A 13,200-nucleotide genomic window follows, 5' to 3' on the forward strand; every position below is an offset into this window, starting at 1 on the left:
AAAACGACTCTGTGAACCTTGTTTAAAGCATCGGATATGACCACAGCGACAATCGAACGCATCGAAACCCGTCTCGTCGATTTACCGACGATCCGCCCTCACAAGCTGTCGGTTGCCACGATGTACGGGCAAACCCTGATGCTGGTGAAGGTGTATTGCAGCGACGGTGTGGTTGGCATCGGCGAAGGCACGACCATCGCGGGGATGGCTTACGGACCGGAAAGCCCGGAGTCGATGAAACTCGCGATCGATCTCTATCTCGGACCGGCGCTCATCGGTAAGGACGCCACCCGCATCCAGCTATTGATGGAGCGTGTCGGCAAGCTGGTCAAGGTCAATCATTTCTCGAAGTGCGCACTCGAAACCGCGCTGCTCGACGCGCATGGCAAACGGCTCGGCGTGCCCGTCAGCGAATTGCTCGGCGGTCGGCGGCGCGATCGTCTGCCGGTTGCGTGGACGCTCGCTTCGGGCGACACCGCTAAAGATATCGCCGAAGCGGAGCATATGCTCGATGTTCGCCGGCACAAGATTTTCAAGCTGAAAATCGGCGCTAAAGAAATCGGCACCGATATCCGGCACGTCGCCGAAATCAAAAAGGCGCTCGGCGATCGGGCGGCGGTGCGGGTCGATGTCAATATGGCCTGGAGCGAAACGCAAGCGGCGTCCGCGATTGCCGCGTTGGCCGATGCAGGCTGCGAGCTGGTCGAACAGCCGGTGGCTTCCGCTGCGGCGATGGCTCGCCTGACGCGTCGCTTCCCCGTTGCGTTGATGGCCGACGAAATCCTGCAGGGTCCGGAAAGCGCATTCGACATCGCAAAGGTCGGCGGCGCGGATGTCTTCGCGATCAAGATCGAACAAAGCGGCGGCCTGTTTGCCGCACAACGCGTGGCTGCGATTGCCGACGCCGCCGGTATCGAACTCTATGGCGGCACGATGCTGGAAGGCGCGGTCAGCACGATCGCGTCGGCGCATCTGTTCTCCAGTTTCGCCAATCTGCAGTGGGGCACCGAATTGTTCGGACCGCTGTTGCTTACCGAAGAGATCCTGACCCGCCCGCTCGATTACAGCGACTTCGAACTGACGGTGCCGACCGGGCCGGGTCTGGGAATCGAACTCGACGAAGCGCGGGTCAAGCGATTCACGCGCGACGGGCTCACCAAGGTCACGCGCTAAAAACCAATCTGTTAAAAGGACGTTGACGATGCTTTTCCAGGTAAGAATGGATGTGAATATCCCGCTCGACATGCCCGCCGATGTCGCCAACGAGATCAAGGCGCGCGAGAAAGCGTACTCCCAGGATCTGCAGCGTAGCGGCAAGTGGCGTCATATCTGGCGAGTGGCCGGCGAATACGCGAACTACAGCATCTTCGATGTAGAGAGCAACACCGAACTGCACGACATCCTGATCGCATTGCCGCTGTTTCCGTATATGAAGATTTCGGTGACGCCGTTGTGCCGTCACCCGTCGTCGGTTCGAACCGACGACGCCTGAAGAAAAAAGACAGTCCAATACCCGGCGGCGTAGCCTCGCCGCGCATTTGCCCCAAATACAAAGTGGAGACGGTAATCATGAGCGTTAAGGTATTTCAAACCAGAGAAGTGCAAGATCTGCTGAAGGCCGCGACCAACCTCGACGGCGAAACGAACAATCCGCGTTTCCAACAGATTCTGCATCGGCTGGTGAGCGATCTGTTCAAGGCGATCGACGATCTCAACATCACGCCCGACGAAGTCTGGGCCGGTGTCAACTATCTGAACCGGCTCGGCAAGGATGGCGAAGCGGCGCTGCTCGCTGCGGGCCTGGGCCTTGAGAAGTACCTTGATATTCGCATGGACGCCGAAGACAAGGAGATCGGGCTTCAAGGCGGCACGCCGCGCACCATCGAAGGTCCGCTGTACTACGCGGGTGCGCCGGTGCGTGACGGCGTCACCAAGATCGACATCAACCCCGACGAAGATGCAGGCCCGATCGTCATTCGCGGCACGGTCACGGGTCTCGACGGCCAGCCGGTCGCCGATGCGATCGTCGAATGCTGGCACGCCAATTCGAAAGGCTTCTATTCGCACTTCGACCCGACGGGCGCACAAAGCGACTTCAACCTGCGCGGCGCAGTCAAGACCGGTGCCGACGGCAAGTACGAATTCCGCACGCTGATGCCGGTCGGTTACGGCTGTCCGCCGCACGGCTCGACGCAGCAGTTGCTGAACCTGCTCGGCCGTCACGGCAACCGCCCGGCGCACGTGCATTTCTTCGTCACCAGCGACTCACACCGCAAGCTGACCACGCAGTTCAATATCGAAGGCGATCCGCTGATCTGGGATGACTTCGCTTACGCCACGCGCGAAGAACTGATTCCGCATGTCGTCGACAAGACGGGCGGCACGGCGCTGGGTCTGAAAGACGACGCGTACAAGGACATCGAGTTCAATTTCACGCTGACGCCGCTGGTTGAAGGCAAGGATAACCAGATGGTTAATCGCCTGCGCGCTGCAGCAGCGGCGTAACGGCGTGACGTGACGCAGCGTGGCGGCGGGTCGTTACCACCGTCGCCATACGCGCCACGTATCGGGCGATCAGCGAGAGGGAGGAGCCAACGGTGTCGGGCGAGATTCGTGAGCAGGCAACACGCGATGTGTTAACGGTATTGCCGAATCGCGCCGACGACCTGGCGCGGTTGAATCACCTGCTCGACGGCAGTGAGCCGGTCGTTACTGTCGTCGGCAAATATAACCACGGCAAGAGCAGTTTGCTGAACGAGTTGACGGACCCCGACACGTTCGCGGTATCCGACAAACGCGAAACGGTGACGTTGGCGGATAGCGTGCGCCTCGGCGTGCGCTGGATGGACACGCCGGGCCTCGATGCCGACGTCGGTACGGAAGACGATCGTCGCGCGCTGCAAGGCGTGTGGTTGACGTCCGACATCCGGCTATTCGTGCATGCGGCCAAAGAGGGCGAACTGGAGCCGAAGGAACTCGCGCTGCTGGCTCAACTGCGTGCCGACGGCGAACGCACGAAACGCCAGACCGTGTTCGTGCTGTCGCAAGTGGACCAGCTCGCCGACGACACCGAGCTTCAAAAAGTCCGCGACGCGATTGCCGCGCAGATACCGGACATCGTGCTGAATGCCGTCTCGTCGACACGTCATCGCAAAGGCGTGGAGGGCGGCAAGCAGTTGATGCTTGAACGAAGCGGCATTCCGTCATTGCATGCGACGGTCCAGGCCGCGCTTCAGCACGTGCCGGCAGCGCGCACGCATGAAACGGCGGCGCTATTCGACGAACTCCGCGACGAATGCCGACAGCTTCGTGCAGTGCAGGAACGCACGCTCGACACGCTGCGCCGGACGCAGCAACAGCAGGGCGATGCGTTCAGTCGCGGCCTGAAGAGGGTGATCGAAAAGGTCAGTGGCGATATCGAACGGATGCTGGATGCGCTCGGCACCGATCACGCCGTGGTGCCGGATACCGCGAAAGACGCGTATGCGGTCACGGCGGGCAAACTCGAACGCGCGCACATCCAGATTGCGTATTCGCGCGCCTGCATCGAGATCGAGAGCTTTCTGGCGGGACACGGTGCCGTCGATCTGCCGCCGGAACAGCAAGTCGCATCGAGCAGCCTGAATTCGGTGATGATCGCGGTGATGGGCGTATCCGTGAAATTCCGCAAGAACCTGCGTGAGATGTTCTGCGCAGCGTCGGGCCGCGAACGGATGCAGCGCGATTTCACCCGCTATTACGAGTTGTCTGCCGACCGGCAATTGTTAGCGTCGCGCATCCGGGAGATGGAATCGGCCGGTGTCGCATCGGAGCAGGCATCGATTGCGTTGCGGACACTGGAAGCGGCCGTATGAAAGCCGATGCAAGCCACGAACAGCGATTCATCACCGAAGTCGATGCGTTCGCGTTCGGTGAGCGCGAGATCGAAGGCGAGATACGCTTGCTGGACGATTGGCTCGCGCGCTTGCATGCCGATCTGACGATCAACCGTCTCACAGGTCCGGGCTTGACCGCCTACAGCGCACTGACCGCGCAGGCCGACGCGATCGACGCGATGCTGGACCAGCGCGCGCACGCGTGTTCGCAGCGACTGACGCATACCGAACCCGCGCAGGCACTCGCCGATTCGCTGCGCGACAAGGCCGTGCTGCTTGTATTCGGCAAGTTCAATGCGGGCAAGAGTTCGTTTTGCAATTTCCTCGCGGACCGCTTTGTCGCACACGGTCGCCTTGTGCAGTATTTCAAAATCGACGCAGGCGAGGTCGTGGAAACGTCGGAGCGCTTTGTCGAAGGCGCGACTGAAACCACATCGCGGCTGCAAGGCGTGCGGCTCGGTGACAATCTGGTGCTGCTGGACACGCCGGGATTGCATTCGGTCACGCAGGAAAACGCGGCATTGACTGCGCGTTTTATCGAGAGTGCCGATGGCGTGATCTGGCTGACCAGTTCGACGTCGCCCGGACAGGTCCACGAACTCGACGAACTCAGCCGGGAACTGCATCGCAACAAACCGTTGCTGCCGGTCGTCACGCGAAGTGACGTGTACGACGAAGACGAGATCGGCGGCGAGATCGTCAAGGTTCTGCGTAACAAGAGCGCGCAAAACCGCTCGCTTCAGGAAGGCGATATCAGTGCGCGCGCCGAAGAAAAGCTCGTGACGATGGGGATCGATGTCGCGCAATTGAAATCGCCGGTTTCGCTCTCGGTGCACATGGCACGCGTGCTGAACGAAACGTCGGCGGCCATGTCGGAGGCGGGATTCGAGCGGCTTTATGCAGCGTTGCTCGCGATCATCGAACCTTCGTTGGCTTACCGGCGACGAAAGCCCGCCGAGATAGCGCTCCACTACATCGAAGAAAACGTGCTGGACGTATTGCGCGCAGACGTGCTTCCCGCGCTGGCGGCGTTAGCGGCGTCGTCGGATGCCGCGATCGGGCGGCTCGAACGACAGCAGGCGTCGATCGTCGATGCGGTATCGCGCAGCGTCCTTCCCACTTTGCCGGCATTGCTCGACGCGCATGCGGCGACTGGCGACGTGACCGCGATTTGCAACAGCCTGTCGCAAGCGGTTCTCGATTCGTTTCGCGAGGAAGCCGCGCAGCAGTTGCGCGATTACGCTATCTCGACCGACGCCGCGATTGCGCGCATCGACATGGACGACGCAATGGTTTTTGAGCGTATCGTCGTCGCGTCGCCGGTTGATGCGGGCAATGCGCAACAGGTCGTCGGCGTCGATTATCAGCGCTTGCACGATGCGCTGAAGAAGGCAATTCGCGCGAGTCTGATTCGCCTCGCTAACGATGCTGCCGTCCAGTGCCGTGCGTCGATCGAGCAGCTGGCAGAACGCGCGGCGCGTCTCGACAATGTATTGAGTCTGCAAGCTCAAGGTTTGAACGATCTAAAGACGGGACTGCCTGCGGAATCTGCTTGAAAATAGGGGTTTTTCGTTCGGAAAGCGCTTTCGGATCTCATGTCCGGATTGCGTTTCCGCGCGACGTGTACGCGTGAATCGCCAGTCCAAGCAACGCCACCGCGAGACCGAACGCGCAGACGGCATGCCAGCCGCCGCGCGCCCACGCGATGCTCGCCGCCGCCGATCCCAACGCACCGCCCAGAAAGATGGCGGTCACGTACAAGGTGTTGATACGGCTCCGGGCTTGCGCGTCGAGGCCGAGGATCATCGATTGATTGGACACGTTCGCCATCGACATGCCGAAATCGAGTAACAGCACGCCCGCAATCAATCCGCGCAACGACACATCGGCTTCGAAAATCACGAACGCGGCGACACAGCACGCCAGTCCGACGTAGACACCTGCGCGGCGACCGTAGCGGTCGATTGCGCGTCCGCCCAGATTGGCGGCGCCGATTCCGACCAGCCCGACGATACCGAATGCGCCGGCGACCGCCGAGCCCATGCCGAACGGCGGCTGCGCGAGCAACAGCGCAAGCACCGACCAGAACGCGCTGAAGATCGCGAACACACATGCCTGGATCGCGCAGGCGGCGCGCAACGGGCGATGCTTCATCAACAGACCGCCCATCGAACCGAGCAGCGCCAGATACGATTGCGACGTCTTGCGACCCAACGCGGGAAGCGCCGCCCATAACGTTGCGCCGACGACGATCGCGGTGACGCTCGCCGAAAAGAACATCACGCGCCAGCCCCACAGTTGACCGATCGCGCCGCTCACGGTTCGCGCCAGCAGAATGCCCGCGAGTATGCCGCTGAACACGACGCCGACAGCGCGGCCGCGCGCGTGATCCGGTGCGAGATCGGCCGCGATCGGGATCATGATCTGCGTGGTCACCGCCGCAAATCCGACGAATAGCGACGCCACCGCCATCGCGATCAACGACGGCGACAACGCACACGAGAAGGTCGCGATCGCGAGTGCGGCGGCGAGCGCGACCGTGAGTTTCCTTCTATCGACGAGATCGCCGAGCGGCAGGATAAAGACGATCCCGACCGTATACCCGAGCTGCGTCGCGACTGCGATCCAGCCGACATGATCGGGATCGCCGAACGCGCGTGCAATCAACGCAAGCAACGGCTGCGCGTAGTACAGATTCGCGACGGATGCGCCCGCGCAGGCCGACAGAATAAACAGCAGCCGGCTCGACAGCGGATGCGCGGTCTGATGCTCCGGCGTGACGTGTGACGGAACCGGAACGGAAGACGGCGGATTGGACATGGGCTTATTCGGATGCGGCGACGTCGGCGGTATCGACGGAATGCGGTGCGCCGGGACCGCTGGAAAGATGCGTCCTCACGTCGCGCATCGGCGGCTGTCCGAAGAAGCGCGCGTATTCCCGGTTGAACTGGCTAGGACTTTCGTAGCCGACCGCGTAAGCCGCGCTCGCGGCGTCGAGCCCTTCCATCAGCATGCGCCGTCGTGCTGCATGCAGCCGCAACTGCTTCTGGTATTGCAGCGGACTCAGCGCCGTCAATGCCCTGAAATGGCGATGCAAGGTCGACACGCCCATTCCCGCCATCCGGGCAAGATCGTTGACGCGCAACGGCTCGTCGTAATTCTCCTTGATCCAGTCAACCGCCTTCGCGGTGCGTTCGCTGTGATCGCCGAGCGTCGCGATCGCACGGAGACAGCGTCCTTCCGGGGTTTTTAGAATCCGGTAAAGAATTTCGCGCACGACGAGGCCGCCGAGATAGGGCGCATCCTGCGGGCACGCGGCGAGGTCGAGCAAGCGGCGGAATGCGTCGAGCAGTTCGGGCGTGCTCGTGCCCGTGACCATCGCAGGGACGTCGAGCGGCTGGCTTTCGTCGTGACACTCGCCGTGTCCGAGCAGTTCGCGGACCATCGGAATCTGGATGCGCAAACGCATGCAGAGATACGGCGATGCCGGGCTCGCCTCGACGACCTGGCTCGTGACGGGCAGATCGAGCGATGTCAGCAGGAATTGCGACTGGTCGTAGACGAAGGTCGCGTCGCCGAGATCGACGCGTTTGCGTCCCTGAACCACCACGGCGAGACTGGGCTCGTAGGCGACGGCGTCGGGCGTGCTCGGTCCAATGTGCCGGTAGAGCGTCAGGTCGGGCACGGCGGTCACGAGCGCGGTTTCGTCGCCGACGCAGGTGCTGACCTGGCGAACCAGTTCCATGCGCAGATCGCGAAGCGAATCCGCCGACGAATCAGCATGGTTATCAGGATGTTTGATAGCGCGTTTCACGATGGCGGACACGATCAGGCGATTGGATGTACATGGCCCATGATACTGCCGCGATCCCACCGTACGCACCGCTCCGGACGGAGATCGAGAGGATCAGGCAATCAAAAAGCAGGAACGGGATACCGCCTGCGTATCGCATGTCGTTAGCCTGACAACACCTGACCGGTTTGCGCCGCCGCCGTTGCGTGATCGCGCGCGAGCAGACCGATTTTCATCACCTGATCCGACACGAATCCCTGCCATGACACCCTTCACTTCCCCCGACCTTGCCGACGCGCTCGATCACATCAAGGATGTATCGCCGGCACTCGCGCAATACACGTCCGACACACTGCTCGACGAAGTGTGGGCGCGCCCCGATCTCGCGGCGCGGGATCGCAGTATCGTGACCCTGTCGGCGTTGATCGCGCGCGACGCGACGGTTGGCTTGCCGCATTACCTGAACGTTGCGCTGGACAACGGTGTCAGCGCCGCCGAGATTTCCGAAATCGTGACGCATCTCGCGTTCTATGCGGGCTGGCCGAATGCGGTGGCGGCGGTCGGCGTCGCGCGGACGATTTTCGCGGCGCGCAAGATTGGCGCCGAGCTGCTGCCAGCCGCGAACGTGGATTTTCTGCCGCTCGATACCGAAGCCGAGTCGAAACGCGCGGCGACGGTGCAGGAAAACTTCGGTCACGTGTCGCCGGGCGTCGTGCACTACACCACCGAGGTGCTGTTCCGGAACCTCTGGTTGCGTCCGAACCTGAAGCCCCGCGACCGTAGCCTCGTGACGGTCAGCGCGCTGGTCGCGACGGGCCAGGTCGCGCAGATCACGTATCACCTGAACCGCGCGATGGACAACGGGCTGACCCAGTCCGAAGCGGGCGAGGTGCTGACCCACCTCGCGTTTTACGTGGGCTGGCCGAACGTCTTTTCCGCGATGCCCGTGGTCAAGGACGTCTTTGCGAAGCGGGCAGGCTGATCGCACGCGTGCTCGACGAGCCCGCGTGCGAGGCCGCCGTTTATAGCTCCGATTCCAGCGGCAGCAAGCCGAGGAACCAGATGCCGACGCGCTTGAAGCCGGACACGCCGGGTTCGTCGAGTTCGGTTTGGGTGCCGTCGTCGGCGGTGTCGATCCAGACAATCCGCGTCTTGCCGTTGGCATCCGGCCGTTCTTCGAGGCGCCACGCAATCTGGTCGAGTTTCGGTTCGAGTCCGTCGGCGACCTGCGAGGCGAGCGCGCTGCTTTCGCAATACACGCCGATCTCCGTATTCAACGTGACGGATCTCGGGTCGAGATTCATCGATCCGATGAAGATGCTCGACTTGTCGAATACATAGGTCTTCGCGTGCAGCGACGCTTTGGACGAACCCATCACCAGCTTCTTTTTCTCTTTGGATTCCTTCGATGTAGCCGGTTTCAGCTCGTACAGATGCACTCCAGCGTCGAGCAGATCCTTGCGATATTTCTGGTATCCCGCATGGACGGCGGCGACATCCGTGGCAGCGAGCGAGTTGGTCAGGATGGTGACGCGCACACCGCGTTGCGTTTGTTCCCGAAACCATGCCACGCCTTTTTTGCCGGGGATGAAATACGGTGAAATGATCAGCAGTTCTTTCTCGGGCCGCACGCTCAAGGTCACGAACTGCGTCATCAGATGGCCTTGAGGATCATCCGGCGAGCGCGTGATTTTCGATGGATCGTCGTAGAGCAAGGTTGCTTTGCCCCAGGTAAAAAGGCTTTCGCGCGTTTCCACGAGTTCGGCATAGCGCTGCTTTGCTTGTGTCACATACGGCGAGTCACGCTGGGTATCGATAAACGTCGTCAGCTTTGCGCGATAGTCGTCGAGCGCGCCCGGTTCGGCGGGATGACCGGTCAGATTCTCGATCGGATACGCGGCATCCGAGTTCCAGAATTCATCGAACGCAACCGAGATTTTCCGCACCACGGCGCCGTGTGTCAGCACGTCGAGATCGCCGAACGACACGTCGCTGGACGCACCGAAATATTCATCGCCGATATTGCGGCCGCCTACGATGGCGGCCTGGTTGTCGGCGATGATCGCCTTGTTGTGCATGCGCCGGTTCACGCGATGGAACTCCAGCGCCGTGCCCAGCGTTTTGAAATGGCGGCTCGCGACCGGATTGAACAGGCGGATCTGGATGTTAGGATGCGACGCGATCGCCAGCAAGACCTGGTCGTCCGCGCCGGTGCCGAGATCGTCGAGTAGCACCCGCACCTTGACGCCGCGATCCGCCGCGCGCAACACCGCATTCGCGAGATGCCGGCCGGTCAGATCGTCGTGCCAGATGTAGTACTGAAGGTCGAGTGTGCGATCGGCGGCATCGGCGAGCACGATGCGCCCCAGCAGCGCATCGACGCCGTCCGGCAGCAGATGAAAGGCGGTCTGGTCCGGATGCTGGCGTTCCTGCGGCGAGAAAGCCGCGCCGAGACGCGTGCTGTCCGACGGTTCGGCTGCATGGCTTTCGACCCGGCCGCTCTGCGGCGGTAGACCCGCGCACGCCGACAGCAGAACGATCAGCAGGACGGTGAGTGCGGTGCGCAACTGTGCCATGGATGAACTCCTTCGAATGCCGTGAAATCGCCAGTGTGTTCGACGTGGGCATGGTCATTGCCCGCATGCGTTCTCATGTCTCGTTCAGCGGCGGCAGCGCGGCGCGCCGATGTTTGCGCCCGCGCGTCCAGAGCCAGCGGTAACGAAGCCGCATACGAGGAGCCGTCGTTTCGGGTTGCGCATAGTGATGCTGGACCGCGTCGGCGAGCGGCTTCAGTGATGGATCGTCGATCATGGCGACGCGCGCCGGATGCGCATAACGCGCACTGGCATCCATCCACCGATACAACGCCGGGACCACACGCCGCATCGCACCCGTTCCCACCGCCTTGCGCAATTCACGCCATGCGGCAAGCTCGCCTTGCGTGTACCGCGCACGTTGCGTGGACAGCCATCGCATCAGGCGAGCCAGCCCATCTCGCACACGCGGATAAAATCCCACGGCCGCAACCAGACACGCAATCACGATACACGTCGCGACGATATCGCGCGTGTTGAGGAAAATCACGGTGTGGCGCGCGGCGCCCGACAGCGCGTCGGCGGGAATGGCCCACAGCGGTTTGTCGCGAGCCGCCCGCGCGTTGAATGCGATGGCCGGCAGATGAATGACTTCGCGCTGCTTCGTCGCCGTGTTCCACCATTCGATATCGACGGGCGGCAGCGTATATCGGCCGCGCCGGTTCACCACGTAGGTGACCGTATCGGTGCGTTCGCCCGCGACGAGTCCGCCCCGGCCGTCGGCGATCGTGCGGGTCGCGGGGTTTTTCGGGTAGCGGCGCAGACCGTCGATCTCACCCAATGCGACCGGCGGAATCTGCATCGGCTCGGTCGATTCCGCGCGCTGCGTGATGATCCGCGTGACGGTCCCGCCGACTTCGAGTCGCGCGTCGGCGGGCTCGATCCGCTGCGTGGCCGCGAGTCCCGGCGTCGGAAAAAACGTCGCCATGTTTTCGGCGCCGGGCGGCAACGTCGCGGTCAGACGCAGCGGCGGCGTGTCGAGCGTGACCGGTGTGTCCGAGCCGCCCGGATGCAGGGTGATCCTGAACGAAGGGACATCGAATGCGCCTGCGGTACGCGGCACGATCCGATAGGTGCGGCTCACGCCAAACCAGCGCACGCCGTCGATCGTTTCGCTGAGGTTTTGCCCGCTCGTGTCGGGCAGCGTGACGAAGGCGTCGTGGAGATCGAACAGCGGCCAGTCGGGCGCTTCGGTGAACCACGTAGTCGTGAGCGCATCGACCACGAGGCTCGCCGCGCTGCCCGCGACGACTGGTCCCGACGGTTCGAGATGCGCGCGCAGCATCGTGCGGGGCGCGTCGTCGGCGTGTGCGGCCGTGACACAGCAGACGAACAGCATCGCCAGCAAACGCAGGATCATCGCGCGCCCTCCGCTTCCTGCGCGAAACGCTGGTGCAAAAACGCCGCTGGCGACGTGTTGAGGTTACGCATCCACGTCTCTTCCGACGGTCTTTGCTGTTGCACGAGCACGGATTTTCCCGACTTGTCCTTCTTCTTCTGAATATCGATCTTGTCGGGTTTCACCGTGGTCGGTTCGTCTTCGTCGTCCTGCTCGTCCTTGATCAGGCGGGCGACGAGTTCGCGATTCGCACGCGCGTCTGTGAATCCGGCGCGTCGTGCAATCGCGTTGTCATACGCCTTCAGCGCGCCTGCGTAGTCCTTCAAATGCGCGAGCGAGTTGCCGATATAAAAATCCGCGTCAGCGGAATCGAGCCGTGAGAACGTGTCGAGCGCGCCCGAATAATCGCCCGCGAGATATTGTGCGCGGCCTTTCCACATCGGATCGTCGAAACGCGTGGCCGCGCCCGCGAAGTCGCCATGCTCGAAGCGCCATCGGCCCTGCTGATCGTGCGTCGCGAACAGATCGAGCCAGCCGAACGACGCCGCATGCGCGTGCTTCGGCACGGACAGCATCGCCGATGCAATCAGTACGACCGGCAGCCACTTCACGGTCCAGCCGCGCCGGAAGCTGTAAAGCGCGATCAGCAGAACCGGCAACACGAGCCAGTAACCCGACTCCTTCCAGCGCGGCACGATTTTCGATTCCTGCGCCGCTTCCAGATACACCTGCGCGCGACGCTGCACCCAGTCGATGTCGTCGTCATCGGCGCGCAGGCTCGCGAGCGGGATCGACGCGGCTTGCGTGATCTTGCGGATCGCCGCCGCGTCGAACAGCCCCGTGACCGGATGACCGGCGTCGTCGAGTGCGATTTCGCCCTTCGCGTCGCGTATCGGTCCACCGTTTTCGGTGCCGACGGCGAGCCACAACAGTTGATGCTTCGACGCGCGGGCCATGCGCACGAACGCATCGGTGCCGCTCTCGTCGAACCCGTCGCTGATGAAAACGATGGTCCCGGCCGCCTCGTCCTTCTGCAACATGCGCTCGGCGATCTCCAGTCCGGCCGCCGCGTTCCTGCCGTCGCGCGGCATCAGATCGGGGGCGAGCGCGGGCACATAAAGGTCGAGCATCGCGGGATCTTCGGTGGGCGGCACGACGAGATGCGCGCTCGACGCGAACACGACCAGTCCGGTGCGCGCGCCTTTTCGCGCGGCGGCGAGATCGAGCACCTTCTGCTTTGCACGCTCGATCCGGGTCGGCGCGACGTCGGTGGCGTCCATCGAACGTGCGAGTTCGAGCACCACGACCAGCGGCGCCTTGTCCTGATCGAAGGGCGGCCGCTCCTGCTGCCACGTCGGACCGGCGACGGCAATCGCGCCGCACGCGATCAGCGCCGCGAGCGTATGCACGGGCTGCACCCGGCGTCGCGTCTTTTCACCGACGATCAGATGTTCGAGCAGATGCGGCGCAATGATGGTGCGCCAGCGCGCGCGCACGTCATTGCGCCGCAGCCACACGAACGGCAGCAACACGGCGGGAATCAGCAGCAACAGCCATAGCGGCCGCAGGAAATGGAACGCGGTGAGATCGATCGCCATG

At 62.7% G+C, this 13,200-nt stretch carries 11 protein-coding genes; 6 read left to right on the forward strand and 5 right to left on the reverse strand.

The annotated features are described in order from the left end of the window. Positions 1-36 precede the first annotated feature (36 nt). The 5 genes from PW947_RS10680 to PW947_RS10700 all read left to right on the forward strand — a co-directional run bounded on the left by PW947_RS10680 (position 37) and on the right by PW947_RS10700 (position 5,431). A complete protein-coding gene (locus PW947_RS10680) occupies positions 37-1,173 on the forward strand; it encodes a muconate/chloromuconate family cycloisomerase (protein WP_299631480.1) in 1,137 nt (378 codons plus the stop codon). A 28-nt stretch (positions 1,174-1,201) separates the two neighbouring features. Continuing rightward, on the forward strand, positions 1,202-1,492 hold the full coding sequence (gene catC / locus PW947_RS10685) for a muconolactone Delta-isomerase (protein WP_299631481.1): 291 nt from the start codon (positions 1,202-1,204) through the stop codon (positions 1,490-1,492). Between the two features lie 77 nt (positions 1,493-1,569). After that, entirely contained in the window at positions 1,570-2,505 is a 936-nt protein-coding gene (gene catA / locus PW947_RS10690; protein ID WP_299631483.1) for a catechol 1,2-dioxygenase, read from the forward strand. Positions 2,506-2,597: 92 nt separating this feature from the next. Continuing rightward, positions 2,598-3,854, forward strand: a complete 1,257-nt coding sequence (locus tag PW947_RS10695) for a GTPase (protein ID WP_299631484.1) — start codon at positions 2,598-2,600, stop codon at positions 3,852-3,854. Next, on the forward strand, positions 3,851-5,431 hold the full coding sequence (locus PW947_RS10700) for a dynamin family protein (RefSeq protein WP_299631485.1): 1,581 nt from the start codon (positions 3,851-3,853) through the stop codon (positions 5,429-5,431). Before PW947_RS10695 ends, PW947_RS10700 begins: the two co-directional genes overlap by 4 nt. 37 nt (positions 5,432-5,468) lie before the next feature. Here the strand turns inward: PW947_RS10700 and PW947_RS10705 are convergent, their stop codons facing one another. Continuing rightward, positions 5,469-6,695 carry an MFS transporter gene (locus tag PW947_RS10705; protein WP_299631486.1) on the reverse strand — a complete coding sequence of 409 codons (1,227 nt, stop codon included), beginning with the start codon at positions 6,693-6,695 and terminating at the stop codon, positions 5,469-5,471. A gap of 4 nt (positions 6,696-6,699) precedes the next feature. Continuing rightward, positions 6,700-7,620, reverse strand: coding sequence for an AraC family transcriptional regulator (locus tag PW947_RS10710; protein WP_299631488.1), 921 nt, complete (start codon positions 7,618-7,620; stop codon positions 6,700-6,702). Positions 7,621-7,930: 310 nt separating this feature from the next. Here PW947_RS10710 and PW947_RS10715 point away from each other — a divergent pair, with 310 nt between their 5' ends. Next, entirely contained in the window at positions 7,931-8,650 is a 720-nt protein-coding gene (locus PW947_RS10715; RefSeq protein WP_299631490.1) for a carboxymuconolactone decarboxylase family protein, read from the forward strand. Between the two features lie 40 nt (positions 8,651-8,690). Here the strand turns inward: PW947_RS10715 and PW947_RS10720 are convergent, their stop codons facing one another. The 3 genes from PW947_RS10720 to PW947_RS10730 all read right to left on the reverse strand — a co-directional run bounded on the left by PW947_RS10720 (position 8,691) and on the right by PW947_RS10730 (position 13,199). Further along, positions 8,691-10,244, reverse strand: a complete 1,554-nt coding sequence (locus tag PW947_RS10720) for a phospholipase D family protein (RefSeq protein WP_299631492.1) — start codon at positions 10,242-10,244, stop codon at positions 8,691-8,693. Between the two features lie 73 nt (positions 10,245-10,317). Further along, positions 10,318-11,622, reverse strand: coding sequence for a hypothetical protein (locus PW947_RS10725; RefSeq protein ID WP_299631493.1), 1,305 nt, complete (start codon positions 11,620-11,622; stop codon positions 10,318-10,320). Beyond that, entirely contained in the window at positions 11,619-13,199 is a 1,581-nt protein-coding gene (locus PW947_RS10730; protein WP_299631495.1) for a VWA domain-containing protein, read from the reverse strand. The genes PW947_RS10725 and PW947_RS10730 overlap by 4 nt, the downstream gene beginning before the upstream one ends. Position 13,200 lies beyond the last annotated feature (1 nt).

This window comes from Paraburkholderia sp. (assembly GCF_028283785.1).
GTDB lineage: Bacteria > Pseudomonadota > Gammaproteobacteria > Burkholderiales > Burkholderiaceae > Paraburkholderia.

Excerpts from the sequence above, each read along its gene's own strand:
- PW947_RS10730 (WP_299631495.1), bottom strand. The coding sequence starts at position 13,199 with ATGGCGATCGATCTCACCGCGTTCCATTTCCTGCGGCCGCTATGGCTG.
- PW947_RS10720 (WP_299631492.1), bottom strand. The coding sequence starts at position 10,244 with ATGGCACAGTTGCGCACCGCACTCACCGTCCTGCTGATCGTTCTGCTG.
- PW947_RS10700 (WP_299631485.1), top strand. The coding sequence starts at position 3,851 with ATGAAAGCCGATGCAAGCCACGAACAGCGATTCATCACCGAAGTCGAT.
- PW947_RS10705 (WP_299631486.1), bottom strand. The coding sequence starts at position 6,695 with ATGTCCAATCCGCCGTCTTCCGTTCCGGTTCCGTCACACGTCACGCCG.
- catC (WP_299631481.1), top strand. The coding sequence starts at position 1,202 with ATGCTTTTCCAGGTAAGAATGGATGTGAATATCCCGCTCGACATGCCC.
- PW947_RS10680 (WP_299631480.1), top strand. The coding sequence starts at position 37 with ATGACCACAGCGACAATCGAACGCATCGAAACCCGTCTCGTCGATTTA.
- PW947_RS10710 (WP_299631488.1), bottom strand. The coding sequence starts at position 7,620 with ATGGAACTGGTTCGCCAGGTCAGCACCTGCGTCGGCGACGAAACCGCG.
- catA (WP_299631483.1), top strand. The coding sequence starts at position 1,570 with ATGAGCGTTAAGGTATTTCAAACCAGAGAAGTGCAAGATCTGCTGAAG.
- PW947_RS10715 (WP_299631490.1), top strand. The coding sequence starts at position 7,931 with ATGACACCCTTCACTTCCCCCGACCTTGCCGACGCGCTCGATCACATC.
- PW947_RS10725 (WP_299631493.1), bottom strand. The coding sequence starts at position 11,622 with ATGATCCTGCGTTTGCTGGCGATGCTGTTCGTCTGCTGTGTCACGGCC.